24 protein-coding genes and 1 riboswitch are annotated in these 26,289 nt (G+C 62.7%); of the genes, 19 read left to right on the top strand and 5 right to left on the bottom strand.

Annotated features, from left to right (window positions below; all coding sequences use genetic code 11):
• Positions 1–86: 86 nt before the first annotated feature.
• Positions 87–1,085, bottom strand: coding sequence for a glycine betaine ABC transporter substrate-binding protein (locus AB4Z25_RS02680; RefSeq protein ID WP_112537675.1), 999 nt, complete (start codon positions 1,083–1,085; stop codon positions 87–89).
• 453 nt (positions 1,086–1,538) lie between these two features.
• Between AB4Z25_RS02680 and AB4Z25_RS02685 the strand changes: the two genes are divergently transcribed.
• The gene (locus tag AB4Z25_RS02685; protein WP_112537674.1) at positions 1,539–2,993 is read left to right on the top strand and encodes a cobyric acid synthase; all 1,455 of its coding nucleotides are present in this window, start codon (positions 1,539–1,541) and stop codon (positions 2,991–2,993) included.
• On the opposite strand, the gene AB4Z25_RS02690 is transcribed toward AB4Z25_RS02685, so the two are convergent.
• Entirely contained in the window at positions 2,990–4,780 is a 1,791-nt protein-coding gene (locus tag AB4Z25_RS02690) for a chloride channel protein (RefSeq protein ID WP_112515983.1), read from the bottom strand. The genes AB4Z25_RS02685 and AB4Z25_RS02690 overlap by 4 nt on opposite strands.
• 222 nt (positions 4,781–5,002) lie before the next feature.
• Positions 5,003–5,393: riboswitch (cobalamin riboswitch) on the top strand.
• A gap of 279 nt (positions 5,394–5,672) precedes the next feature.
• Between AB4Z25_RS02690 and cobU the strand changes: the two genes are divergently transcribed.
• The 5 genes from cobU to AB4Z25_RS02715 are packed head-to-tail and all read left to right on the top strand — an operon-like array spanning position 5,673 to position 12,442.
• Entirely contained in the window at positions 5,673–6,197 is a 525-nt protein-coding gene (gene cobU / locus AB4Z25_RS02695; RefSeq protein WP_112537673.1) for a bifunctional adenosylcobinamide kinase/adenosylcobinamide-phosphate guanylyltransferase, read from the top strand.
• 5 nt (positions 6,198–6,202) lie between these two features.
• Positions 6,203–7,249, top strand: coding sequence for a cobalamin biosynthesis protein CobW (gene cobW / locus AB4Z25_RS02700; protein ID WP_112537672.1), 1,047 nt, complete (start codon positions 6,203–6,205; stop codon positions 7,247–7,249).
• A 3-nt stretch (positions 7,250–7,252) separates the two neighbouring features.
• Entirely contained in the window at positions 7,253–11,365 is a 4,113-nt protein-coding gene (gene cobN / locus AB4Z25_RS02705) for a cobaltochelatase subunit CobN (protein WP_442207843.1), read from the top strand.
• A 19-nt stretch (positions 11,366–11,384) separates the two neighbouring features.
• A complete protein-coding gene (cobO, locus tag AB4Z25_RS02710) occupies positions 11,385–12,017 on the top strand; it encodes a cob(I)yrinic acid a,c-diamide adenosyltransferase (protein WP_112537670.1) in 633 nt (210 codons plus the stop codon).
• Positions 12,017–12,442: an EamA family transporter gene (locus tag AB4Z25_RS02715; protein ID WP_112387101.1), complete on the top strand. Its 426-nt coding sequence runs from the start codon at positions 12,017–12,019 to the stop codon at positions 12,440–12,442. Before cobO ends, AB4Z25_RS02715 begins: the two co-directional genes overlap by 1 nt.
• Here AB4Z25_RS02715 and AB4Z25_RS02720 read toward each other — a convergent pair.
• A complete protein-coding gene (locus tag AB4Z25_RS02720) occupies positions 12,439–13,236 on the bottom strand; it encodes a helix-turn-helix transcriptional regulator (protein ID WP_112537668.1) in 798 nt (265 codons plus the stop codon). The two genes, AB4Z25_RS02715 and AB4Z25_RS02720, sit on opposite strands and share 4 nt — an antisense overlap.
• Positions 13,237–13,238: 2 nt before the next feature.
• Entirely contained in the window at positions 13,239–13,601 is a 363-nt protein-coding gene (locus AB4Z25_RS02725) for a nuclear transport factor 2 family protein (RefSeq protein ID WP_112537667.1), read from the bottom strand.
• A 168-nt stretch (positions 13,602–13,769) separates the two neighbouring features.
• Here AB4Z25_RS02725 and AB4Z25_RS02730 point away from each other — a divergent pair, with 168 nt between their 5' ends.
• Positions 13,770–14,447 carry an isochorismatase family protein gene (locus AB4Z25_RS02730; protein WP_112537993.1) on the top strand — a complete coding sequence of 226 codons (678 nt, stop codon included), beginning with the start codon at positions 13,770–13,772 and terminating at the stop codon, positions 14,445–14,447.
• Here the strand turns inward: AB4Z25_RS02730 and AB4Z25_RS02735 are convergent.
• Positions 14,444–15,229 carry a TSUP family transporter gene (locus AB4Z25_RS02735; protein WP_112537992.1) on the bottom strand — a complete coding sequence of 262 codons (786 nt, stop codon included), beginning with the start codon at positions 15,227–15,229 and terminating at the stop codon, positions 14,444–14,446. The two genes, AB4Z25_RS02730 and AB4Z25_RS02735, sit on opposite strands and share 4 nt — an antisense overlap.
• A gap of 104 nt (positions 15,230–15,333) precedes the next feature.
• Here AB4Z25_RS02735 and AB4Z25_RS02740 point away from each other — a divergent pair, with 104 nt between their 5' ends.
• From AB4Z25_RS02740 to AB4Z25_RS02795, 12 genes are all read left to right on the top strand, one after another.
• Complete coding sequence (locus AB4Z25_RS02740; RefSeq protein WP_112537666.1) at positions 15,334–15,753, top strand: cobalamin biosynthesis protein; 420 nt, start codon at positions 15,334–15,336, stop codon at positions 15,751–15,753.
• Between the two features lie 70 nt (positions 15,754–15,823).
• A complete protein-coding gene (locus AB4Z25_RS02745; RefSeq protein WP_112537665.1) occupies positions 15,824–16,774 on the top strand; it encodes a nucleoside hydrolase in 951 nt (316 codons plus the stop codon).
• 186 nt (positions 16,775–16,960) lie between these two features.
• The gene (gene cobA / locus AB4Z25_RS02750; RefSeq protein ID WP_112537664.1) at positions 16,961–17,800 is read left to right on the top strand and encodes a uroporphyrinogen-III C-methyltransferase; all 840 of its coding nucleotides are present in this window, start codon (positions 16,961–16,963) and stop codon (positions 17,798–17,800) included.
• Positions 17,797–19,104 (top strand): cobyrinate a,c-diamide synthase, encoded by a 1,308-nt coding sequence (locus AB4Z25_RS02755; protein WP_112537663.1) that lies wholly within the window; start codon positions 17,797–17,799, stop codon positions 19,102–19,104. Before cobA ends, AB4Z25_RS02755 begins: the two co-directional genes overlap by 4 nt.
• Complete coding sequence (gene cobD, locus AB4Z25_RS02760) at positions 19,101–20,102, top strand: threonine-phosphate decarboxylase CobD (RefSeq protein WP_112537662.1); 1,002 nt, start codon at positions 19,101–19,103, stop codon at positions 20,100–20,102. The genes AB4Z25_RS02755 and cobD overlap by 4 nt, the downstream gene beginning before the upstream one ends.
• Positions 20,099–21,079 (top strand): adenosylcobinamide-phosphate synthase CbiB, encoded by a 981-nt coding sequence (cbiB, locus tag AB4Z25_RS02765; protein WP_112537661.1) that lies wholly within the window; start codon positions 20,099–20,101, stop codon positions 21,077–21,079. Before cobD ends, cbiB begins: the two co-directional genes overlap by 4 nt.
• Before the next feature lie 146 nt (positions 21,080–21,225).
• Complete coding sequence (locus tag AB4Z25_RS02770) at positions 21,226–21,654, top strand: L,D-transpeptidase (protein ID WP_112387111.1); 429 nt, start codon at positions 21,226–21,228, stop codon at positions 21,652–21,654.
• A gap of 173 nt (positions 21,655–21,827) precedes the next feature.
• On the top strand, positions 21,828–22,106 hold the full coding sequence (locus AB4Z25_RS02775) for an acyl carrier protein (RefSeq protein ID WP_112387112.1): 279 nt from the start codon (positions 21,828–21,830) through the stop codon (positions 22,104–22,106).
• A 113-nt stretch (positions 22,107–22,219) separates the two neighbouring features.
• The gene (locus AB4Z25_RS02780; protein WP_112387113.1) at positions 22,220–22,699 is read left to right on the top strand and encodes a 3-hydroxyacyl-ACP dehydratase FabZ family protein; all 480 of its coding nucleotides are present in this window, start codon (positions 22,220–22,222) and stop codon (positions 22,697–22,699) included.
• Positions 22,699–23,904 (top strand): beta-ketoacyl-ACP synthase, encoded by a 1,206-nt coding sequence (locus AB4Z25_RS02785; protein ID WP_442207844.1) that lies wholly within the window; start codon positions 22,699–22,701, stop codon positions 23,902–23,904. Before AB4Z25_RS02780 ends, AB4Z25_RS02785 begins: the two co-directional genes overlap by 1 nt.
• An 11-nt stretch (positions 23,905–23,915) precedes the next feature.
• Entirely contained in the window at positions 23,916–25,202 is a 1,287-nt protein-coding gene (locus tag AB4Z25_RS02790) for a beta-ketoacyl-ACP synthase (RefSeq protein ID WP_112515999.1), read from the top strand.
• A gap of 55 nt (positions 25,203–25,257) precedes the next feature.
• Positions 25,258–26,286 carry a zinc-binding dehydrogenase gene (locus tag AB4Z25_RS02795; RefSeq protein WP_112516000.1) on the top strand — a complete coding sequence of 343 codons (1,029 nt, stop codon included), beginning with the start codon at positions 25,258–25,260 and terminating at the stop codon, positions 26,284–26,286.
• Positions 26,287–26,289: the final 3 nt, after the last annotated feature.

The following is a 26,289-nucleotide window of genomic DNA, read 5'->3' on the forward strand; positions in this document are numbered from 1 at the left end:
AGCACCTGCAATATCAATGGGCGCAGCCTGGCTGCGTTTTCGTTGTCGAAGGCATATCATGACGGCGCTGGCCTTCGCGAAGCTTGCTAAAGCGCTCGCTTCACCCGGGCCGCCACTTCTTCGGGCACCCAGAGGGTCCAGAGCTCCGGGTAATTCTGCAGAAAATAGATGGCGGCGTTGCGGCTGCTTTCACCGTTTTCATCCTGCCATGCCAGCACGTCGTTGATCGTGCCGTTGTCCCATCTGCGCTTGCGAAGATAATCCATCGCCGGACCGGCGCGGTCTGCGAATAACCTTGTGGTGACGGTGAACGCCTGGGATGTCGGATAAGCGTTGCGCTCGGGCTTGGCGCATCCGGGGACGGAGGTGCAGTTGTCCCACTCTGCCTGGTCGAAGGGGACACCCATCGCCAGCCGCACCATCTCGTATTTTCCGGCGACCGCAGTCGGCGCCCAGTAATAACCGAGCCAGCCGCGTTTGTCGGCAAAGGCATCGGCAATCGATGCATCGAGCGCCCGCGGCGTTTCAGCTCCTATGAGGTCAAAGCCTTTCTCTTCTGCATGGAAGGCATTGTAGATGTTCTGCGTCGAGATCTTGCAGGCCCAGCCGGTTGGACAATTGAATATCGCAGCCTTGTCCGTCGATCCGTCGCCCGGAAAGAGATCCGGGCGGGCGAGGGCGTCTTCCAGCGTCTTGATGGATGGGTTGGCGTCGGCGACGAATTTGGGGATCCAAAGACCTTCGACTGCACCCTCAGAAAGGATCTCCGCGCCTTCGACAAGGCGGCCGGCGGTGATGGCATCGTCCAGTTCGGTCTGAACACCCTTGACCCAGAGTTCCGGCGCGACGTCCGGCGTCGATTTTCCGTTCATCGAGGCGAAGGTCGGCATGGTGTCGCCGGGGACGATCTTGACGTCACAGCCATAGCCGGCTTCGAGAATGATCCTGTCAAAATTCGCTGCGATGGCGGCCGAGCCCCACTTCATCTCGGCAATCGAGACGTTTCCGCAGCCGGATGCCGCGGCCGAGGTCGCAAACGCGCAGACAAGGGCGGCGAATAACAGCATTTTTCCTGCGGTCTTCATCTGCACATCCTTATTTCCACTCAGGATTTTTAAATTTACAGATGCTAGCGCAGAAAAGGTTGCGGTCAACTTTCCGCAGTTGAACTTTTTTGGCCTAAAACATTGATTTACAACAGCTAATATTAGCGACTGCTGCCGCCTGTGATTGGGCGCTTCAATGATGCGGCGCACACGCCGCTGCCAACAAAAGTTCAAAAAAAGGTCAAAATTCATGTTTGCTTAAGGCCTCAATAACTCTCCGGTAAGGATGTCGCGTTATCAGTGTAGCCACGGCGGGGGACAAACCGCCGGTTCTCCGGATCAGGTTTTGCGTCCCGGAGAAGACGAGTTTCGCCGTGTATGGGCGAATACGCCAGAGTTTACGGCAAACCGCGCGGCTTACTGCCTGCGCGGTTTTCGTGTTTTTGGCCCTGCCGTTGACCGCGCGAGGCAACGCGTTGTAGGCCTCGTCACATGACCAGAGCCATCATGCTGCAGGGAACAGGATCGGATGTCGGCAAGACGGTGCTCGTCGCCGGGCTCTGCCGGCTGGCGGCCAATCGCGGACTGACGGTGCGGCCCTTCAAGCCGCAGAACATGTCCAACAACGCAGCCGTTGCCGACGATGGCGGCGAGATCGGCCGGGCGCAGTGGCTGCAGTCGCTGGCTGCGCGCACGCCGTCATCTGTTCATATGAACCCGGTGCTTTTGAAGCCGCAATCGGAGAACGGCAGCCAGATCATCGTCCAGGGCAAGGTCTGGGGGCAGGCGAAGGGGCGTGACTATCAGCGTCTGAAGCCGCAACTACTGGAATTCGTGCTGTCGAGCTTCGCCACGGTTTCCGAGGGCGCCGATCTGGTGATCGTCGAAGGCGCGGGATCGCCGGCGGAGATCAACCTGCGCCCGGGCGATATCGCCAATATGGGCTTTGCGACAAGGGCCGGCGTGCCGGTCGTACTGGTCGGCGATATCGATCGCGGCGGCGTCATCGCCTCGCTTGTCGGGACACATGCGATCCTCGACGACACCGATCGGGCGATGATCTCCGGCTATATCATCAACAAGTTCCGCGGCGACGTCTCGCTTTTCGACGAGGGGATTGCCGCGATCGGCCGTTATACCGGCTGGCCGTGCTTCGGCGTCGTGCCGTGGCTGAAGGCGGCAGGCGGGCTGCCTGCGGAGGATTCAGTCGTTCTTGAAAAGCTGGCGCGGGGAAGCGGGGCCGCATTGAAGATCGCCGTCCCCGTTCTGCCGCGGATTGCCAATTTCGACGATCTCGACCCGCTGAGACCCGAAGACGACGTCGAGCTGGTGTTCGTGCGTGCCGGGGAGCGTCTTCCCGAAGACGCCGCGCTCGTCGTGCTGCCGGGCTCCAAATCGACGATCAGCGACCTTGCCGATTTTCGCGCCGAGGGATGGGATCGTGATCTGGCCGCCCATGTCCGGCGCGGCGGCCGGGTGATCGGCATTTGCGGCGGTTATCAGATGCTCGGCCGCAAGGTGCACGATCCGCTCGGCATCGAGGGCGGAACGGCGGAGGTTGACGGGCTCGGGCTGCTCGACGTCGAAACCGTCATGGCGCCGGAGAAGACCGTTCGCAACAGCCATGCTGTTTCTGCCGAATATGGTACGCCGCTGTCAGGCTATCAGATCCATCTCGGCGTGACCGAGGGGCCGGATTGCAGCCGGCCGTCGGCCGTGGTGGACGGTGCCGCGGATGGTGCCGTATCTGCGGATGGACGTATCGTCGGCACCTATCTGCACGGCCTGTTTTCCAGCGATCCCTATCGCAGCCGGTTGCTGCAGAGTTTCGGCCTTCAGGGCGAAAGGCGCAATTACGCGGAGAGCGTCGACCGGGCGCTGGATGCCGTTGCGGACGAACTGGAGGCGCATCTCGACGGCGACTGGCTGAACCGGCTGCTTGGCTAGATTTCGCCGGAGATTTCGCGGCGCCGCCGGTCGAGCTCTTCGCTGTAGCGGCGCAGCGTGTGGCTTTCGCTGAGCTGGCCGACGACCTTGCGCTCGATCAGATTGTTGAGCACGGCGAGCGCTTCGCTTTCGCTCTTGTCGAAGATGGCCGCTGCCTGCTTGGCATTCATCTGCGGCTGCAGGAAATCGTTCTTGTAGCGCACGAAGCTCTCCAGCCCCTTGCCCTCGTCGTCGGTGGCGATCGGGTTGGCGTGGATTTCCGGCACCAGCACCAGACCGGCATATTTGCCTGTGTCATCGACAAGGATGACGCGTTGCGTGGCGCCGGCCGGAAAGGCCTTCTTGAACTCTTCGACAGTGGTTGCGGCATTGGCGGTCTTGACGTCGGCGCGCATCAGCTTATCGACCGTCAGATTGCGGATCCAGCCGACATCGTGGGCGCTACGGATGCTTTCACCGCGCAGGTGAAAACGCCAGGTGGCGAAGGAGTAGCCGAAGGTGGTGCGCACGACCAGCGACGACGTGATGACCGCGGCGAGCACCAATACGGTGATCGGGAAGTCGCCGGTGATTTCGAGCGCCAGAAAGGTCATCGTCAGCGGTCCGCCGATGATGGCGACGGCGAGTGAACTCATGCCGACGACGGCGTAGACCTCGGGTGTCAGCGAGGCATGCGCAAAGAACGGCGCGGAATAGGCAAAGAGCTTGCCGAGAAGCGCGCCCATGAACAGCGATGCAAAGAACAGGCCGCCCCTGAAGCCGGAGCCGATCGACACTGCAGATGCAAGCGACTTCAACAGCAGGATGCCGACGAGCGTCGGGATTGCCACCTGATGCGCCAGGTTGAGATGCAAGGCGCCATGCCCAGCCGACAACACCTGTGGAGAGATGGTGGCCAGCAGGCCGACAACGATGCCGCCGAGCGCCGGGCGTACCGGTGTCGGCACGGAACTCTTGCGGGCCAGTTCCTCAACAAAGGAAACGCCCTGCATGATCAGGATGCCGGCACCGGCGCAGCAGGCGCCAAGCAGAATGGCCGGCACATAATCGGCCGGCACCACAGTGCCGAATCTGCCTACGTCGATGGTGAAATCGTTGCCTGCGAGCAGCCGCGCCACCAGCGTCGAGAGCAGGGCGGAGACGACAACGGGTGTCAGCGAGACGATGGTGTAGGTGCCGATAATCAGCTCGAACGCGTAGAAGGCGCCGGTTAGCGGGGCATTGAAGGCTGCGGCGATAGCGCCTGCCGCACCGCAGCCGAGGAGGACGCGCAGATCGGCGCGGCGCAGCTGCAGCTTCAGGCCGAGCTTCGAGGCCAGGCCCGCCGCCAGCTGTGTATAGCCGGCCTCGAGGCCCACGGACGCGCCAAAGCCGTTGGAGATCAGGTTCTGGATGGCGACGATGATGCTGTCGGTCAGCGACAGGCGGCCGCCATGCAGTGCATTGGCCTCGATCGGGTCGACCATCGGCTTCTTGCGCGTCCTGCTAAGGATGAAGAGCAGCAGGCCGAGAAGCATGCCGCCGCAGACCGGTGCCAAGAGCAGCAGCAGCTTGTTGCTGATATCGGAGGAGCTCAGACGATCGACATCGCTGATGCCGAAGATCAGGCTGTGCATCTCGCGGGAGATCAGGCTCATGCCGGTGACCGCGCAGCCGGAGATGACGCCGACCGCGCCACCGGCGAAAACCATGCCCATTTCGTTCTGGCGCGCCAGCGCGCGCAGCCGCGCCAAATCGAATTTGAGATGGCGCCGCGTCAGGCGGCCGATATCGGTTTTCGTGAGCATGATGACAGAACTAGGCGACGGGGAGCAGGATCAAGGAAGCGCGCTTTGTGCGCCGCATGATTTCGCGAGCAATTGCAGCAAAAGCGAGGCGACGGCAAGCGAAATCGCGTCTTAAGTTAATGAATTTAATAGACTATCTGTTTGGTAGACTCAGTCGTGTTAAGGTGCGGCATTTTTCATCGCGCCGGGCTCGATTGACTTCGCACTGCCGCGCGCCTAACGATGAAATCAATAACGGATGGTTCCGGAGCGGTGATTGCCGCCCTGGATGAAAAGGGAATGTGACGGGGCGGACCCAAACCGGGCGTCTTCATCACAGCCGACCCCGCGACTGTAGAGCGGTCAGGGTCTTCCATCCGGTGCACCGGCACCATTGCCTGATCGCCGCATTCCGCGGCAGGGCGGTGGCTCAAGGACACCGGAAAAGCCACTGGAATGCATCGTGATCAGCAGGGGCTGGACGCCTCCATTTCTACGAATCGTCCGCCTTTTCACGAGAATGCAGCCGGGAAGGCGAGGAAGATCCGCTGGCACGATCAGGGATGGCCTTGCGCCATCCCTGTCGGGGCCTCAAACCGCGAGCCAGGAGACCTGCCAACCGTGCCGGGCGAAGAGCCCACCCAAGGGCAATCCTGTCCGCTGCCAGCACGGAGGTTGTCGTGGCTGAAACGCGAATTTGCATGCCGTCACGTCGGGCGGCCCCCAGGCGCTCCCTCATTCCTGTGCCTGTCACAGGAATCCAGCGTGCCCAAGTCCTTGGGCACAGAAGACTCATTTCCTTGCTGTTAGGTTTCATTCACGGCGCCGACGTGCCGTGGCTGGATTCCTGTGACGAGCACAGGAATGAGGGAGTGCGGGGAGAGCGCATACGTTTCGCCGCAGGCCTTTGCGCATGAGCGGCTCTCCTTCCAGCACCACCTTCATCCTTGGCGGTGCCCGTTCCGGCAAGTCCCGTTTCGCCGAACAGCTGATCGCCGATAGCGGCCTCGAGCGCCACTACGTCGCTACCGGGCGGGCCTGGGATGACGAGATGCGGGCGCGGATTGCCGCTCACAGGGACGATCGCGGGCCATCCTGGACGACGCATGAGGAGCCGCTGCAGCTTGTCGAATGCCTGTCGGCCGTCGACGGCGAAGGGCGGGCGATCCTTGTGGATTGCCTGACGCTCTGGGTCACCAATCTGATGATGGGCGAGCGGGATATGGCGGCGGAATCTGCGGCCCTTGCCGCCTGGCTGCCGAAGGCCAGGGCTCGGCTCGTGTTTGTTTCCAATGAAGTCGGCCTCGGGATCGTGCCCGAGAACCGGATGGCGCGGGATTTCCGTGATCATGCCGGGCGGCTGCACCAGATGATCGCGGCCTCCGCCGCGGACGTGTATTTTATCGCGGCCGGGCTGCCGCTGAAAATGAAGGGTTGAAATTTATGAACCAGAAGATCCCCGCAACCGTGATCACCGGCTTTCTCGGTGCCGGAAAGACGACGATGATCCGCAACCTGCTTTCCAATACCGGCGGCAAGAAGATCGCGCTGATCATCAACGAATTCGGCGACCTCGGCGTCGATGGCGACGTGTTGAAGGGCTGCGGCGCCGAGAACTGCACCGAGGACGACATCATCGAACTGACGAATGGCTGCATCTGCTGCACCGTTGCCGACGATTTCATTCCGACGATGACCAAGCTGCTCGAGCGCGAGCAGCGCCCCGATCATATCGTCATCGAGACCTCGGGCCTAGCGCTGCCGCAGCCGCTGGTCGCCGCCTTCAACTGGCCCGATATCCGTAGCGAAGTCACCGTCGATGGCGTGATCACCGTCGTCGATAGCGCCGCCGTTGCCGCCGGACGTTTCGCCGACGACCACGATGCCGTCGATGCGCGCCGCGCCGAAGACGAGTCGCTCGATCATGAGAGCCCGATCGAAGAGCTGTTCGAGGATCAGCTGACGTGCGCCGATCTGATCGTGCTCAACAAGACGGATCTGCTCGATGCCGCAGGCATTATCCGCGTCCGTGACGAAGTGGCGTCGCGCATTTCGCGCAAGCCGGCGCTGATCGAGGCGAAGAACGGCGAAGTTCCGGCCAGCGTCTTGCTCGGCCTCGGCGTCGGCACCGAGGAAGATATCGTCAATCGCAAGTCCCATCACGAGCTGGAGCATGAGGACGGCACGCCGCATGACCACGACGAGTTCGACAGCTTCGTCGTCGAGCTCGGCGCGATCGTCGATCCGGCCGGTTTCATCGAGAAGCTGAAGGGCGTGATTGCAGAGCATGACGTGCTCCGCCTGAAGGGCTTTGCTGCTGTTGAGGGCAAGCCGATGCGCCTGCAGATCCAGGCTGTCGGCAGCCGTATCGACCAGTATTTCGACCGCGCCTGGGCGTCGGGCGAGACCCGCGGCACGCGTCTCGTCGTCATCGGCCTGCATGACATGGACGAGGCGGCCGTGCGCAAGGCCATCGAGGCGCTCGTCTGATCCATGCATCTGCTTCTCGCCCAGAAAGGAACGATTAGCGACGGTGACGAGGCCATCGATCTTGGCCAGTCGCCGGGCGATATCCTGTTCCTGTCTGCGGCGGATACGGAGCTTGCGGCCATCGCCGCCGCCCACGGACAGGGCGGCGGCTCGCCGTTGACGCTTCGGCTTGCCAGCCTGATGAGCCTCAAGCATCCGATGTCGGTCGATGCCTATGTCGAGCGCACCGCGCGGCATGCGAAACTCATCATTGTCCGCGCGCTCGGCGGTGCCAGTTATTTTCACTATGCGCTGGAGGCTTTGCATGCCTGTGCGGCCCTGCATGGCGCGCGGATTGCCGTTCTGCCCGGCGATTCCAAGCCGGATGCGGGGCTGACGCCGTTTTCCAATGTGGCGCTCGATGATCTCAATGCGCTGTGGGCTTACCTGATCGAGGGCGGCGACGAGAATTCGCGGCGGCTGCTGGATTATGCGGCGGCGATGCTGTCGGGTGGTGAGAAGCCCGGTGCGGCTGCGCCGCTGATGAAGGCCGGGATCTGGTGGCCGGGGCGGGGAGTCGTTGGGGTTGAGGAGTGGAGAGTGTTGTCTGCGGCGATGCTGCTGAACGTGGCACCCCCCTCTGTCCTGCCGGACATCTCCCCCTCAGGGGGGGAGATCGACTCGTGGTTGGCGTTTCCCCAGGCAATTGAGGCTGGAATGAGCGGGCGCGCCCAGCCAATCTCCCCACCTGCGGGGGAGATGTCCGGCAGGACAGAGGGGGGCGAACTTGCTGCGACGGAGGAGCTGGGGTCCGAACCCATCGCCGCCATCAGCTTCTACCGAGCCCTGGTCCAGAGCGGCGAGACCGCACCGGTCGAGGCGATGATCGAGGCCCTGGCGGCGGAAGGTCTCCGGCCCTTGCCGGTCTTTGCCTACAGCCTGAAAGACCCGGTCTCCAAGGGCATCATCGACAGCATTTTTGATCAGGCGCCTCCCGATGTCGTGGTCAACACGACGGGCTTTGCTGTGTCCGCGCCGGGTGCTCAGCGTGAACCGACCGTGCTGGAAAAAAGCGGCTCCGTCGTGCTGCAGGCAATCCTGTCGGCTTCATCACTTGAGGCGTGGGCCGGGTCATCGCAGGGGCTGTCGGCGCGCGATCTTGGTATGAACGTGGCGCTGCCCGAAGTCGATGGACGGGTTCTGGCGCGTGCCGTCTCGTTCAAGTCGGCAGCGCGTTATGACGCGGCTGTCGAAGCGAATATCGTTACCAGCCAGCCTGATGAAGGGCGGATGCGCTACACGGCCAAGCTCGCCGCTGGCTGGGCGCGGCTGCGGCGCAAGCCGGCTGCGGCGCGGCGCGTGGCGCTGGTGCTCGCCAACTATCCGAACCGTGACGGGCGCCTCGGCAACGGCGTCGGCCTCGATACGCCTGCGGGTACCGTCGAGGTGCTGAAGGCGATGCGCGGGGCGGGCTATGGTGTCACGGATTTCCCTGATGATGGCGATGCGCTGATCCGCCATCTCTCGGAGGGGCCGACGAATTCCGGGCGTGACGGAAAGGTGATCCGCGAAACGCTTTCCATGAGGCGATACAAGGCGTTCTTCGCGTCTCTTCCGAAAAAGATTCAAGACGAGATGGCGGCGCGCTGGGGCGTGCCGGAGGGTGATCCCTACGTTGTGGATGGTCACTTCGCTCTGCCGTTCACGCGGTTCGGCAATGTGCTGGCGGGTATCCAGCCAGCCCGCGGCTACAATATCGATCCGAAGGAAAGCTATCATTCGCCCGATCTCGTGCCGCCGCACGGGTATGTCGCCTTCTATGCTTTCCTGCGCCAGGAATTCGGCGCCGATGCGGTTGTTCACATGGGTAAGCACGGCAATCTCGAATGGCTGCCGGGCAAGGCGCTGGCGCTGTCGGAGGAGTGTTATCCGGAGGCGATCCTCGGGCCGCTGCCGCATCTCTATCCCTTCATCGTCAACGACCCCGGCGAGGGCACGCAGGCCAAACGCCGGACGGCTGCGGTCATCATCGATCACCTGACGCCGCCGCTGACGCGCGCCGAAAGCTATGGTCCGCTGAAGGATCTGGAAGCGCTGGTCGACGAATATTACGAGGCATCCGGCAGCGATCCGCGCCGTATCCGGCTGCTGTCGAAGCAGATCCTCGATCTCGTCGCCGATATCGGCCTCGACAGCGATGCCGGGATTGCCAAGGGCGAGACCGAGGACGAGGCGCTGAGGAAGCTTGACGCCTATCTCTGCGATCTCAAGGAAATGCAGATCCGCGATGGGCTGCATGTGTTCGGCAGATCGCCCGCGGGGCGGTTGCTGACGGATCTGACCGTGGCGCTGGCGCGGGTGCCGCGGGGATTGGGCGAGGGCGGGGATCAGAGTTTGCAGCGGGCGATTGCGCTCGATGCAGCGTTGGCGGGTGCAGTACCCCTCTCTGTCCTGCCGGACATCTCCCCCTCAAGGGGGGAGATGGGCTGGGCGGAACCGCTCGCTTCCACCTCAACTGTTTTGCGAGAGGCCAACCACGAGTCGATCTCCCCCCTTGAGGGGGAGATGCCTGGCAAGGCAGAGGGGGGTACCCCGCATACAAGCGCCAAATTCGATCCCCTCGACTGCAACATGGCCGCGCCGTGGACCGGCTCACGCCCTGCCATCCTGGCCGACATCCTCGACGCCCCCTGGCGTACCAATGGTGACACCGTCGAACGCATCGAACTGCTGGCCGCCAAGCTCGTCTCCGCCGAAACCGAATGCCCGGCTGGCTGGCCCCAGACCAAATCCGTCCTCACAGAGATCGAATCCCGCCTGAAACCCTCGATCCTCGCCTGCGGAGCCGCCGAGATTTCGGCGCTACTCACCGGCCTCGACGGCCGTTTCGTCGCTCCCGGCCCCTCCGGCGCTCCGACGCGCGGGCGGCCTGATGTGCTGCCGACGGGGCGGAACTTCTATTCCGTCGACAGCCGCGCGGTGCCGACGCCAGCAGCCTATGAACTCGGCAAGAAATCGGCGGAGCTGCTTGTCCGCCGCTATGTGCAGGATCACGGCGAGTGGCCGGTGTCCTTCGGGCTGACGGCCTGGGGCACGTCCAACATGCGCACCGGCGGCGATGATATCGCCCAGGCGCTGGCGCTGATCGGCGTCAAGCCGGTCTGGGACATGACCTCGCGCCGCGTCACCGGCTATGAAATCATTACGCCTGCAATGCTCAGACGTCCACGGGTCGATGTGACGCTCCGGATTTCGGGCTTCTTCCGCGATGCCTTTCCGGAGCAGATCGCGCTGTTCGACAAGGCGATCCGCGCCGTCGGCGCTCTGGATGAGGATGCGGCGGATAATCCGATTGCCGAGCGGATGCGCGGCGAGGCGGCGCGGCTTGCGGCGTCCGGCCTGGATGAAGCGTCGGCGGCCAAACGCGCCGGATATCGCATCTTCGGCTCAAAGCCGGGCGCTTACGGCGCGGGGCTGCAGGCGCTGATCGACGAGAAGGGCTGGGAACGTCGCGCTGATCTGGCGGAGGCCTATCTCGTCTGGGGCAGCTATGCCTATGGCGCGGCCGAGGAAGGCCGGGCCGAGCGCGGCATCTTAGAGGAGCGGCTGCGCTCCATCCAGGCGGTGGTGCAAAACCAGGACAACCGCGAGCACGATCTGCTCGACAGCGACGATTACTATCAGTTCGAGGGCGGAATGGCGGCGGCAGCGGAGCATGTCGGCGGTGTGCGTCCTTCCATCTATCACAACGACCATTCGCGGCCGGAAAAGCCGGTGATCCGTTCGCTGGAGGAAGAGATCGGCCGTGTGGTGCGCGGGCGCGTCGTCAATCCGAAATGGATCGATGGCGTGATGCGCCATGGATACAAGGGTGCCTTTGAGATCGCCGCCACGGTCGATTATCTCTTTGCCTTTGCGGCAACGACGGGAGCCGTCGGCAACCATCATTTCGAAGCCGTCTACCAGGCCTTCGTCGCCGATCCCAAGGTGCGTGATTTCATGGCGGAGAAGAACCCGGCCGCTCTCGAAGAGATGAAGGAGCGGCTGATGGAGGCGATCGACCGGCATCTCTGGACGCCACGCAGCAATTCGGCGCGCTTCGATCTGGCGCCATCATACCATAAACAGACAGCATGACATTTCATCAGGAAAGACAATGAGCGAAGAACCAGTAGACACCGCCGAAAAGGACGATGCGCGCCACAACGAAAAGATGGCGAAGAAGAAGGCCGCGCGCGGCAAGATCATGGCCACCAAGACGGACGAGAAGGGCCTGATCATCGTTCACACCGGCAAGGGCAAGGGCAAGTCGTCCTCCGCCTTCGGCATGATCTTCCGCCATATCGCCCATGGCAAGCCGTCGGCCGTCGTCCAGTTCATCAAGGGCGCCATGTGGACCGGCGAGCGTGATCTGATCGAGAAGCATTTTTCCGATATCTGCCAGTTCTACACGATGGGCGAGGGCTTTACCTGGGAGACGCAGGACCGCGCCCGCGACGTGGCGGCGGCTTCCGCCGCCTGGGAAAAGGCCAAGGAACTGATCCGCGACGAGCGCAATTCCATGGTGCTGCTCGACGAGATCAACATCGCGCTGCGCTACGATTATCTCGACATCAACGACGTTGTCGCATTCCTGAAGGCCGAAAAACCTTATATGACTCACGTCGTGCTGACCGGCCGCAATGCCAAGGACGAGCTGATCGAAATAGCCGATCTCGTAACCGAGATGGAGCTGATCAAGCATCCGTTCCGCTCCGGCATCAAGGGGCAGCCGGGCGTGGAGTTCTGATGGCGCAAAGCTGGATATTCTGGGCGTTTCTGTCGGCAGCCTTTGCGGCGCTGACGGCGATCTTTGCGAAGATCGGGGTGGCTGGCGTCAATTCGGATCTGGCGACGCTGATCCGCACCGTCGTCATCATCGCGATTCTGGCCGGTATCGTCACCGCCACCGGCCAGTGGCAGCCGCTTTCCAGCATATCCGGCAAGACGTGGCTGTTTCTGGCGCTCTCGGGCGCTGCGACGGGAGCGTCCTGGCTCGCCTATTTCCGGGCGTTGAAACTCGGCGATGCGGCGCGCGTGGCACCGATCGACAAGCTGTCGATCGTGCTCGTCGCCGTCTTCGGCGTCGTCTTCCTCGGCGAAAAGCTCGGGCTGGTGAACTGGCTCGGCGTGGTGATGATTGCGGGCGGGGCGCTGCTGCTGGCGCTGTTCTAGCCGATCGCCAGCTTTCGCAGGATTGCGGCCGTTTCCTCGTCGGCGGGGAAAAAGGATTCGATTGCCAGCTCGGAGAGCGTGACATCGACAGGCGTGCCGAACACCGTGGTGGTCGAGATCAGCGATAGCGTGCCTGCAGAAGTGCGCAGCCGTAGTGGCACGGCGATCCCTGCGTGATCGTGCTTTGTCTCATCCGCCGGGTTGCCGCCAGGAGACAGCTCCTGCAATTCCCTGAGAAGTGCGCCGAGGATCGGATCGCCCGAGTTGTCGATCTGCTGGCGAAGCCGCTCCAGAAGGTGCGCGCGCCATTCGGCGAGATTGACGATATGAGGTGCCAATCCTCCGGGATGCAGGCTGAGGCGCAGGACGTTGACAGGGCCTTCGAGCAGGCTTTTCTCAGTGACATCCGCAAGCAGCGGTGCGATTGCCGCATTGGCGGCAAGCAGCGTCCAGTGCCTGTCGATCGCGAGGGCCGGAAAGGGCTCCTGCGCTTTCAGGACCATATCGACAGCCAGTCTTGCCGGTTTCAGGGCCGGATCGTCCAATGAGCGCTCGGCAAAGAGCGGGGCGTAGCCGGCTGCGAGCAGCATCGGATTGCGTTCCCGAAGGGGAACGCCGAGCCGTTCTGCCAGATGCAGCAACATGTCGCGGCTCGGTGTCGAGCGCCCGCTCTCGATGAAGCTCAGGTGCCTCTGCGAAATCTCCGCTTCGAGGGCGAGATCGAGCTGGCTCATGCGGCGAAGCTTGCGCCAGTCGCGGAGGTGGTCACCGAGGGAGCGGGCTGAGGTCATCATCGTCAGGCTTCCGGAACGAGGTCGAGGAAACCGTGTACGGCCTTCAGGCGTCCGCCTTCAAGCAGGGCGAAGTCCGTTCCCTTGATAATCGCCTCGCTGCCGTCCGGGCCGAGACCCCAGGAGAAGCGCAGATTGTCGCCGTGGCCATCGGCGGAACCGATCAGATTGAAGCGGAAACCAGGGAAGCGGGTCTGTACGGCTTCCACCAGCGCGTTGATCTGCTCGTGACCTTCGCCGCGCATCAGGGGGTCGATATAGGTGGCGTTTTCGGCCCAGCTTTCGGCGATCAGCGCGCGGCGGCGGTCTGCATCCTCCTCGTTCCAGATGGCGATGTAGCGTTCGGCGGTGTTGCTCGCGTCGGTCATGTCATGTCTCCTTTGATCGCCCGGTTCGTCCAGGCATTGCGATCATCGGCAATGGCCGTTCGCTCATCAATTACGCGAGAGGTAATCAGGCTCGCGGCTTGGTGATTTGACAGTGCCGTCATCCGCCGGAAGGCTTGGCGATCGATTTCGAAGATGGAGGACAGCCTGATGACATCGCTTTCGGCATATGCGGCACGGGTGGCGCAACTGGCGCTTCTGGCATCCGCGCTCGGCTGGTCTTCCGCGCATGCGGCAACCGTTGTCGACGAGTGGAAGAAGATCAAGGCTCCGCCGGCGCCGAAGCTCGGTGATGTCACCGTCGATCCCTCGACGACGGCGCTGCTGCTGCTCGATTTCAACGGGGCGCAGAATCCGGACAAGGGGCCGTGCAATACCAAGGTCAAGCCGCGCTGCATTGCCGAACTGCCCCATGTGGCGAAGCTGATGAAGGAGGCGCGTGATAGCGGGACGCCGGTCGTCTATAGCATTACCTCGAATGCGGCGCCTGAGGATATCGCAACGGTGCTGGCGCCCAAGGATGGCGATCCCATCGTGAAGTCGGGCGCCAACAAGTTCATCAATACCGATCTCGAAAAGATCCTCACCGACCGGCATATCAAGACCGTCATCGTCACAGGCACGGCTTCGGAGGGAGCGGTACTGAATACGGCTGCTTATGCGGCACTGAAGGGCATGGACGTGGTACTGCCCGTGGATGGCATGTCGTCCACCGATCCCTATGCCGAGCAATATGTCACCTGGCATTTTGCCAATGCGCCCGGTGTTTCGGCGAGGACGAAGCTGACGAAGATAGACTCGATCAAGTTCGGTAAGGCGCCGGGCTAGACGCCCAGCCAGACGCGCAGCGGATTGGCGGGGTCGGCGATCAGCTTGATTGCGAAGGCGATGCAGACGACGACCAGCAGCGGCTTGATCAGCTTCGCGCCCGTGCGCATGGCAAGGCGAGAGCCGACCTGCGCGCCGAGGAACTGGCAGACACCCATCATCAGCCCGATCGTCCAGAGCGTCGCGCAGAAGGAGGCGAAGACGATGAGGGCGCCGATATTCGAGCCGAGGTTCAGAAGCTTGGTATGCGCCGTCGCCTTCAGCATGCCGAAACCGGCAAGGGTGACGAAGGAGAGCATGAAGAAAGAGCCGGTGCCGGGGCCGAAGACGCCGTCGTAAAAGCCGATCAGCGGCACGAAACTCATGCCGAAGGCGAAGGGCGTGATGCGGCGGTGGGTGTCGAGGTCGTTGAGATTGGGCTTGAAGGCGAAATAGAGGGCGATCGCGACCAGCAGAACCGGCATCAGGGCGCGCAGCACGTCGCCGGGCACGATCGTTGCCAGCGCCGCGCCAAGCGCGCCGCCCATCACGGCCATCATCGCCATCGGCAGCTGCTCGCGCAGGTTCACATGGCCCTTGCGCGAATAGGCAAGCGTGGCCGAGGCGGCGCCGAACATCGACTGCACCTTGTTGGTCCCCAGCGTCTGCAGCGGCGGAATGCCTGATATCAGCATGACGGGCACGGTGATCAGTCCACCGCCACCGGCGATCGAATCGACGAAGCCTGCGCAGAAGGCGGCGAGGCAGAGAAGGGCGAGGAGATGAGGGGCAATATCGGACACGGCGGGACTCTGTGGGCAGGCGGGAGAAAGCGGCGCCATGTTGCATTTCCCGCACTCGCCTGCAATGGCTGCGGAGACACAGTCTGCCCTTTCAGGTTCATGCAATGCCGTCCTTCGCCACCGACAAATCGAAATCATACGTGCTCGGCCTTGGCTGCGAGCGGGGAACGCCGGTGGAGGAGGTGCGGACACTGGCGAAGCGAGCCATGGAGCTTGCCGGGATCGGACCGGGCGAGCTTGCGGCCATTGCCTCGATCGGCAGCCGTTCGGGGGAGCCTGCAATCCTGACGCTGTCGCAGGAATTTCAAATCACGCCGGTCTTCTTTGCTGCCGCGCGCCTGGAGCAGGAGACGCCGCGTCTCAAGAACCCTTCGGCCGCAGTCTTTAGGCTTGTCGGCTGCCATGGTGTTGCCGAGTCGGCGGCGCTGGCTGCTGCGGGAGCGGCGGCAGAGTTGCTGGTGCCGAAAATCAAATCTGCCCATGCGACGGCCGCCATCGCGCGCATCCTGTTGCAGAAAGAATAGCCGGCGCTATGGTGTCGGCCACCTCGCGGAGATCCCCGGATTTCTGCGACGAGAATGAGAAGGATATTTCATGCACAAGGTCATTTATGACACGGACCCGGGCGTCGATGATGCCATGGCGCTCCTCTTCCTGCACCGCCACCCCGACATCGATCTGATCGGCATCACCACGATCTTCGGCAATGCCTCGATCGAGACGACGACGCGCAACGCATTGTTCCTGAAACGCGAATGGAACATCTCGGCACCCGTCGCCAAGGGCGCGAACGTCACCTTCGATCCATCGCGCAAGGAAATCGGCTGGCCGACCTTCGTGCATGGCGATGATGGTCTCGGCAATATCGGCGTCCCCGAGGTGATCGACCTTCCCACCGATCCGCGTCCGGCGCATCGCTTCATCATCGAGACGGTGCGGGCCAATCCCGGCGAGGTGACGCTGGTTGCCGTCGGCCGCATGACCAACCTGGCACTGGCTTTGAAAGAAGATCCTGAGATCGCCAAGCTGGTGAAGCAGGTGGTCATCATGGGCGGCAATTTCTATGTGCCGGGCAATGTCTCGCCGGTCGCCGAAGCCAATATCCATGGCGATCCGGAAGCCGCCGATGTGGTGATGACGGCGCCATGGAAGGTCGCGGTCATCGGGCTCGACGTCACGGCGATCACGACGATGAGCCGCAGCTATCTGAAGGCTGCCGCCGAGAAGGGCGATGCGGCGGTGAAGCTGCTGAACGACCTCTCGCAGTTCTATATCGATTTCTACAAGCATGCGGTCGAAGACGGCATGATGGTGCATGACAGCTGCGCCGCGGTTTATGTCGTGGCGCCGGAGTTGTTCACGACAGTGACGGGTGCGGTGCGCGTCGTTTGCGGCGGCATTGCCGACGGCCAGACGATCGTCAAGCCGGACGGACGCCGCTTCCCGCCGGGCGACTGGGACAATCTGCCGAGCCAGATCGTCTGCACCGGCATCCAGTCGGACAAGGTCGTCGATCTGATCCGGGATACGCTTCTTCGAGCCTGATGCAGCCTGGGACCGGGCGGCTCCCGCCCGGTTCAACTTTGCTGAGTCCTATCAATTCGATCCGGCCATTTCCTCAGATTGTGAGTCCGGTTGTTCGTCAATTGAATCGGCGGTGAAACGGCAATCGGTAATTGCCGGCGTTTCGCCGCCGTTGACCTCGCCAAGCGGCGGGCATAGACCACCCTTATGATCGAGAATGCATTCGCCCATTTGCCGGTATTGGAGCCGGGAACCGTCTGGCTCGTCGGCGCCGGTCCCGGCGATCCCGGGCTGCTGACGCTGCTTGCGGCGAAAGGGCTTTCGGAGGCCGACGTCGTCGTTCACGACGCGCTGGTCAATGAGGAATGTCTGAGGCTGGCGCGGCCGGATGCCGCTCTCGAATATGCCGGAAAGCGCGGCGGCAAGCCGTCAGCTAAGCAGCGAGACATTTCGCTGCGTCTCGTCGAACTGGCGCGCTCCGGCAAACGGGTGCTGCGGCTGAAGGGCGGCGATCCCTTCGTCTTCGGACGCGGCGGCGAAGAGGCGCTGACGCTGGTCGAGCATAACGTCCCGTTCCGCATCGTACCCGGCATTACCGCGGGGATCGGCGGACTTGCCTATGCCGGCATTCCGGTGACCCATCGGGATATCAATCACGCGGTCACATTCCTGACGGGGCATGATTCTTCGGGTATCGTTCCGGACGCGATCAACTGGGATGCGATCGGCCGCGGCTCGCCTGTGATTGTCATGTATATGGCGATGAAGCATATCGCACAGATCAGCGCGTCCCTGATAGCGGCCGGGCGCCGCGCCGATGAGCCTGTGGCCTTCGTCTGCAATGCAGCCACCAGCGGTCAACAGGTGCTGGAAACGACGCTCGGTGAAGCTGTCGCAGCGGTCGAAGCCTCTGGGCTGGAGCCGCCGGCGATCGTGGTTGTCGGTGAGGTGGTGCGGCTGCGGTCTTCGCTCGATTGGCTGGGCGCGTTGGCTGGACGCCGCCTGCAGCCCGATCCTTTCAGGCAGGGCGGAAAGGAGACGGCATGAGCGGCTTGCTGATCGCTGCACCTTCCTCGGGCTCCGGAAAGACGACGGTGACCCTCGGGCTCCTGCGCGCCTTGAGAAATCGCGGCGTGGCGGTGGCGCCCGGCAAGGCGGGCCCTGATTATATCGATCCGGCCTTTCATGCGGCGGCCAGCGGCGCGCCGTGTCTCAATTTCGACCCTTGGGCGATGCGCCGCGAGCTGATCTCGGCCAATGCCGCCATCCACCGGCAGGGCGACCGTATTCTCGTCATCGAAGCGATGATGGGGCTGTTCGATGGCGCGGCCGACGGCAAGGGAACGGCTGCCGATCTCGCGGCCATGCTTGGACTGTCGGTCATTCTCGTCGTCGATGCCTCGCGCATGTCGCAGTCGGTTGCGCCTCTGGTCAGCGGTTTTGCGAGTTTCCGCGCGGATGTCCGCATTGCCGGTGTCATTCTCAATAAGGTCGGCAGCGAGCGGCATGAGATGATGTTGCGTCAGGCGCTGGATGCCATTCGCATGCCTGTGGTCGCCGTCATTCGCAGCGACAAGACGCTGGCATTGCCCGAGCGCCATCTGGGGCTGGTGCAGGCCGGTGAGCATGCAAGTCTGGAAGCCTTTATCGATCATGCGGCCGAAGCGGTCTCGGATGAGTGCAATTTTGAGTTCCTGCTGCGGATCGCCCGTCAGGGGCTGAACGTCGCCTCGACCGCCAACATTCGCCGTCTGCCGCCGTTGGGACGCAAGATCGCCGTCGCCCGCGATATCGCCTTTGCCTTTTGCTACGAACACATGCTGCTCGGCTGGCGCCGCCGCGGCGCGGAGATTTCGTTTTTTTCGCCGCTCGCCGATGAGGCACCCGCCGATGATGCCGATGCGATCTACCTGCCGGGCGGTTATCCCGAGCTGCATGCCGGGGAGATCGCCGCAGCCGCGAACTTCCGGCGCGGGATGCTGGATGCGGCAAGCCGCGGGACGCGGATATATGGCGAATGCGGGGGCTACATGACGCTCGGTGAGGGGCTGATCGCTGCCGGCGGCATCCGCCACGAGATGCTCGGATTGCTGCCCTTGGTGACGAGCTACGAGCAGCGCAGCCGCCACCTCGGCTACCGGCGTGTCCGTCCCGTCGACAAAGCTTTTTTCGAGCAGCCGATGACGGGTCATGAGTTTCACTATTCCAATGTGGTTTCGGAGGGCGAGGGCGAGCGGCTGTTCGATGTCACCGATGCGCTTGGCGCCGATCTTGGCCAGGCCGGGCTTCGCCGTGGCCAGGTCGCAGGCTCCTACATGCATATGATCGATCTTGCCGGGGAGCCGGCATGAGCGGTCCGATCGTGCATGGCGGCGGCATCACCGCCGCTGCTGCCGAATTCGGCGGGCAGCCGGAGGACTGGCTGGATCTGTCGACGGGCATCAACCCTTGTCCGGTTCCGCTTCCGATGATCCCGCCTGCCGTCTGGCACCGCCTGCCCGACAGGCATGTGGTGCAATCGGCCGTGGAAGCGGCGCGGGATTATTATCGAAGCCGGGGGCTGTCGCCACTGCCGGTTCCGGGCACCCAATCCGTCATCCAGCTCCTGCCGCGGCTGCTCGAGCGCGAGAGCCGCGTGGCGATCGTTTCTCCGACCTACGGCGAATACGAGAAAGCCTTCGCCAATGCCGGGTGCCGGGTCGACCAGATCGCCGGGCTTGCAGAGATCGGCGAGGGGCATCGGCTGGTCGTCGCCGTCAATCCGAACAATCCGGACGCCAGGCTGCATGATCGCGACCGGCTGATCGCCGTCCATAGTGTTCTGAAGGCGAGGGGCGGGTATCTCGTGGTTGATGAGGCCTTCGGCGATGCTGATCCTGAAGCGAGCCTGGTGACGCTGGCGGACGGGCTTTCGAACCTCATCATCTTCCGTTCCTTCGGAAAATTCTTCGGGCTGGCGGGCCTGCGCCTCGGCTTCGTGATCGCGCGCGACGATATTCGGGCCGGCTTCGAGGATTGGCTTGGCCCTTGGGCGGTTTCCGGCCCGGCGCTCTCGTTGGCCGCATCGCTGCTGCGCGCCGATCCGGCGCCTATTGCTGCCGCGATCGCCGAGCGCAGTGCGGCGCTGAACGCCGTTCTTCAGGGCGCCGGTCTGACGATTGCCGGTAACGCAGCCTTGTTCACGCTGGTCGAAGACAAACGTGCGGCAGCCCTCTATACGCATCTCTGCCGGCATCACATTCTGGTCCGCAGGTTCGACTACGCGCCCAGTTGGTTGCGCTTCGGACTGGGGTCGGACAGTCTGGCTGACCAAAGACTTGCAGCTGCGCTTGAGAGTTTTGACGCATGACGATCGACGAACATCTTCTGGTTCTTCTGCTGGCCCTGCTTCTCGACCGGATCGCCGGCGATCCCGACTGGCTCTGGTCGCGCGTTCCGCATCCGGTCGTCTTGTTCGGCAAGGCGATCTCCTATTTCGACCGCACCTATAACAGCGAGACGCTGACCCGGCCCGAGCGGCGACTGAACGGAACGGCGTCTATTGCCGCTATGCTGTTCGGTAGCGCCGTTGCCGGGCTGCTCCTGCACTGGTTCTTCGAGCTGTTCGGGATGATCGGCATCGTCCTCGAAGTCGTCTGCGTTGCCATCTTCATGGCGCAGAAGAGCCTGGCGGATCACGTTTCCGATGTCGCGGACGCGCTTCGGGCGGAAGGAATTGCCGGTGGGCGCAGAGCGGTCTCGCGCATCGTCGGCCGTGATCCCGAAACTCTCGACGAGCCCGGAATCTGCCGCGCGGCGATCGAGAGCCTGGCGGAAAACTTTTCCGATGGCGTGGTCGCACCGGCACTCTGGTATGCGGTGCTCGGTCTCCCGGGCCTCCTCATCTACAAGATGCTCAATACCGCCGACTCGATGATCGGCCACAAGTCGGATCGTTATATCGACTTCGGCTGGGCGTCGGCCCGTCTTGACGATATCGCCAACTGGCCGGCGGCAAGGCTGTCGATCCTGCTCATCGCTGCGGGCGCCTGGCTGCGCCGTGGCGCGCGCGCCTGCCGCGAGGCGGTTCAGGTGGCGATCCGTGACGGCGGGTTGCACCGTTCGCCGAATTCCGGCCGTCCGGAGGCAGCAATGGCGGGCGCGCTCGACGTTCAGCTGGCCGGTCCGCGCGTTTATTCCGGTATCGTCGTCAGCGAACCGATGATCAACGGCGCCGGACGCGACACAGCGACAGTCAAGGATGTCGAAGACGGCGTTCTCGTCTTCAACGGAGCCTGCATGATTCTCTCGATTTCCGTCTTCGTGGCGTTCCTTTTCCTGCTTTGACAGCATTGCTGGCGATCGGCAAAGTAAAGATCTTTCCGCCTTCCGTTATCTTTCTGATTACCAAGCGCTTTAAAGCAAAATAATCAGTCTATTCGTAGACTGCTCTTCGTGATGCCGGACAAACGTTCCGGTGAAGAGGGATAGTCATGAAGACGTTTCTGGCGGCGGCTGCCGCTTGTCTGTTGCTGCAGTTTTCTCCGGTTGCCGCCAGCGCGGCCAATCTCGTCGCCCGGGTCAGTCTCGACGCGCAGACGATGACGGTGACGGAGAACGGTTTCGTCAAATACCGCTGGAAGGTATCGACTGCACGGCGCGGCTATGTGACGCCGACGGGCTCGTGGAGCGCCAAGTGGCTGTCGCTCAATCACCGCTCGCGCAAATATGACAATGCGCCGATGCCCTACGCCGTGTTCTTCAACGGTGGCTATGCGGTTCACGCCACATATGACCTCAAGCGGCTCGGAATGCCTGCGTCGCATGGCTGCGTGCGCCTTCATCCCAACAATGCCGCGCAATTCTTCTCGATGGCAAAGCAGGTGGGGCTTGCCAATACCCGGGTCGTCATCACCCGCTGACCGGCTTTCCAATCGCATATACGGCCCGGAGATCATATTTCCGGGCCTTTTGCGCATTGCTGTTTCGGCAACAGTTCCCACCCAATTTTGAGGGCAGCGCGCTCGAAAGCATTGGCTTTTGAAATGGATTTGCCTATGAGGGGGATAAATCCGTTATTCAAAGAGGTAAGCGCGTGACCGCTACATTCGATAAAGTTGCCGACATCATTGCTGAAACCAGCGAAATCGATCGCGAAACGATCACGCCGGAAAGCCATACGATCGACGACCTCGGTATCGACAGCCTCGACTTCCTGGATATCGTCTTCGCGATCGACAAGGAATTCGGCATCAAGATCCCGCTCGAGAAGTGGACGCAGGAGGTCAACGAAGGCAAGGTGACGACCGAAGAATACTTCGTGCTCAAGAACCTCTGTGCCAAGATCGACGAGCTGCGCGCCGCCAAGGCCTGAGCGACACCGCCATCTTTTTTATCCGCCCTGCCTCTGCAAACCGTAGCGGCCGGGCGGTTTTGTTCCTAACTAGGCGTAACCGGCGCTTCTGATCTGCCGGGCCGGAGGATCCGATGCTACTGGAATATTTCCAGATGATCGACCGCATCGAGACGGTCGATCTTGAAAAGGGCGTGCTCAAGGCGCGTTCCGTAGTGCCCGCCAAGAGCCCTGTCTTCGAGGGGCATTTTCCAGGCATGCCGCTCGTTCCGGGCGTGCTTCTGATCGAAACCATGGCGCAGGCCTCGGGCATGCTGGTGCTCGCCGCGACCGATTTCGCCGCCATGCCGTTCCTGATGTCGGTCGATGGCGCCAAGATGCGCACCTTCGTCGAGCCCGAAGCCGTGCTCGACATCGAAGCCTTTCTCGAACATGACGGTTCGGGCTTCGCGGTTACCAAGGCCAAGATCACCAGTGGCGGCAAGAAGGTCTGCGACGCGCAGCTGAAGCTGCGCACCATGCCGTTCAGCGAAGTTCCGCTCGGCGATATCGTCAAGAAGCGCGCAAGCGAAGTCGGCCTGATGGACGCGATCGCGGCGCAGGGAGTGAAGTGATGGGCAAGTCTGCGAATGACGTCGTTATCTCCGGCATCGGCATCGTCACCTGTCAGGGCGTCGGCAAGGACGCGCATCTGGCGCTGCTGACGGCAGGCGAGGCGCCGAAGGCGATCGTCGAGACCGATAAGTTCAAGCCATATCCGGTGCATCCGCTACCCGAGATCGACTGGTCGCAGCAGATCGCCAAGCGTGGCGACCAGCGTCAGATGGAGAACTGGCAGCGCATCGGCGTCTTTGCCGCCGGTCTGGCGCTCGACGATGCAGGCTTCAAGGATGATGCCGAAGCCTGCGGTACGATGGACATGATCGTTGCGGCCGGTGGTGGTGAGCGCGACATCAATGTCGATACGCTGATCGTCGATGAAGGCCTGAAGCGCAATGACCGCGAAGTGCTGCTGAACGAGAAGCTGACCACCGAGCTTCGCCCGACGCTGTTTCTGGCGCAGCTGTCCAATCTGCTGGCCGGCAATATCTCCATCGTTCACAAGGTCACCGGTTCCTCGCGCACCTTCATGGGCGAAGAGGCGGCCGGTATCTCGGCTGTCGAGACTGCCTTCTACCGCATCAAGTCGGGTGAATCCTCGCATGCGCTCGTCGGCGGCGCTTTCGCTGCCGAACGCCAGGACATGATCCTGCTCACTGAAGCAATCGGCGCGCATACGCGCGGCGAGTGGGCTCCGCTCTGGTCGCGCAAGGACAAGGACGGCGGCGGAATGATAACCGGATCCGCCGGTGCGTTTCTCGTGCTGGAATCGCGCCAGCATGCGGAAGCTCGCGGCGCGCATATCTATGCTACGATCACCTCCATCGAAGGCGACCGCGGCAACCGCAATGCCGGGAATTTCGAAAAGCGCCTTGAGCGCCTGCTGGAACCCGCTGCGAAGCTGGCGCCCGAGAGCACGGCAATCTTTTCCGGTTCGACCGGCATGCATGATTTGGCCGAGCGGGAAAAGGCCGTGCTGGAGCACACGCTGCCGGGCGCTGCCATCCGCGGTTTCGGCGGTATTTCGGGCCATGCGCTCGAAGCGCAGTTTACGCTGGGTCTCGCCTTCGCAGCCCTTGCCGTCGATGCGAAAGCCAAGGTTCCGGCCTTCGATCCGGCTCATGAGAAAGCAATGATTGCTGCGGCCGATGCCGCCGTCGTCACCACAGTCGGCCACCAGCGCGGCGAGGGCGTCGCCGTTCTTTCCGCGGAAGCGTGAGGAGTGATCAAATGACAGACAAGGCTTACAAGGATCATCTCGGCCGCCCGATCGTCGCCGTGACCGGCATGGGCATCATCACCTCGCTCGGCCAGGGTCTGAAGGATAACTGGGCGGCGCTGACATCGGGTACGTCGGGTATCCACGACATCACGCGCTTTCCGACCGATGGCCTGTCGACGCGGATCGCCGGTACCGTCGATTTCATCGACATTCCCGTGCCGAACGCCGTCGAGCGCTCCTATGCGTTTGCCCGCGAGACGACGATCGAAGCGCTTGCCGATGCCGATATCTCAGGCGATTTCAATGGTCCACTGTTTCTGGCAGCGCCACCGATCGAGCCGGAATGGAGTGCCCGTTTCGAACTCGCCGACCGTTCGCCGCCTTCCGATCATCCGGGCGACGCCTATGACCGGTTTTTGACGGCGATGCGTCAGCGGCCGGATGCGGCCTTCCATGAGGCAGCACTTTTCGGTGCGATCTCGGAGCGCCTTTCCGACCGCTTCGGCACGCGCGGCCTGCCGGTGACGCTGTCGACGGCCTGTGCTTCGGGTGCCACCGCCATTCAGCTCGGCATCGAGGCGATCCGCCAGGGCCGGACGGACCGGGCGCTCGCGGTTGCGACCGATGGTTCGCTGAGCGCCGAAGCGCTGATCCGCTTTTCGCTTCTGTCTGCTCTTTCAACCCAGAACGATCCGCCGACCAAGGCCTCCAAGCCGTTCAGCAAGGATCGCGACGGCTTCGTCATCGCCGAAGGCGCTGCAACGCTGGTGCTGGAATCGCTGGAATCGGCGATCGCCCGCGGCGCCAAGATCCTCGGCATCATGAAGGGCGCCGGCGAGAAGGCCGACAGCTTCCACCGCACCCGCTCCTCGCCCGACGGCGGCCCGGCGATTGCGACGATCCGTGCAGCACTCGCAGACGCTGGCCTGGATGAAGGCGGCATCGGCTATATCAATGCCCACGGCACTTCGACGCCGGAGAACGACAAGATGGAATATGGCTCGATGCTCGCCGTCTTCGGCGAACGCATGGCCTCCATCCCGCTATCGTCAAACAAGTCGATGATCGGCCATACGCTGACGGCTGCCGGTGCCGTCGAAGCTGTCTTCTCGTTCCAGACGATGCTGACGGGTACGCTGCCGCCGACAATCAACTACAACAATCCTGATCCGGCCATCGTTCTCGATGTCGTGCCGAACAAGAAGCGCGATCAGCAGGTTTCGGCCGTGCTGTCGAATTCCTTCGGCTTCGGCGGACAGAACGCAAGCCTTGTCATGGCGCTTGAACCGGCTTAAGCGGTTGCCGACAAAATTCAGAGATAAGAACGCCTGAAAGGCGAGAGGTTTTGCTATGCGCGCTTTGCAACTGGTCGATGACCGCAAGCTTGAGATCACCGACCTGCCGGAGCCGGAAGCCCCTTCTGCCGGTGAAGTGACGCTGCGCGTCAAGGCGGTGGCGCTCAATCATATCGACGTCTGGGGCTGGCGCGGCATGGCGTTTGCCAAGCGCAAGATGCCGCTGGTGATCGGTGCCGAAGCCTCCGGCGTCGTCGAGGCGATCGGCCCGGGCGTTGCCAACGTGCTGCCTGGCCAGCTCGTGTCGATCTATGGTGCGCGCACCTGCGGCCTCTGCCGTCCGTGCCGCGAAGGCCGTGACAATCTCTGCGAACACGTCTCCGGCGTTCATGGCTTCCATCTCGATGGCTTTGCGCAGGAGAAGGTCAACCTTCCGGCGCGCCTTCTCGTTCCGGCACCTCCTGGCGTCGATGCGATCGGTGCCGCGCTGGCACCGGTGACCTTCGGTACCGTCGAGCATATGCTGTTCGACAACGCCAAGCTCGAGCCCGGCGAAACGATCCTGATTCATGCCGGTGGCTCCGGCATCGGCACGGCGGCGATCCAGCTTGCCAAGAAGATCGGCTGCACCGTCATCACCACCGTCGGCTCCGATGACAAGATCGAGAAGGCCAAGGCGCTGGGTGCCGATCACGTCATCAACTACCGCACCGACCGTTTCGAAGGCGTGGTGCGCAAGCTCACCAAGAAGAAGGGCGTCGACGTCGTCTTCGAACATGTCGGCAAGGACACCTTCGCCGCCTCGATGTTCTGCCTGAAGCGCGGCGGCCGTCTTGTCACCTGCGGCTCGACCTCGGGCGTATCCACCGAGATGAACCTGATGATGCTCTTCCAGCAGCAGCTTAAGCTGCTCGGCTCCTTCGGTTGCCGCATGGAGAACATGGCGGACGCCATGCAGAAGATGGGCCGCGGCCTGGTGCATCCGGTCATCGACACCGAAGTCGGCTTCGACGATATCGACCGGGCGCTGGAGCGTATGGAATCGCGTCAGATCTTCGGCAAGATCATCCTGAAGATGGACTGACCT

It is taken from the genome of Rhizobium sp. RAF36 (assembly GCF_052114105.1).
Taxonomy (GTDB): domain Bacteria; phylum Pseudomonadota; class Alphaproteobacteria; order Rhizobiales; family Rhizobiaceae; genus Rhizobium.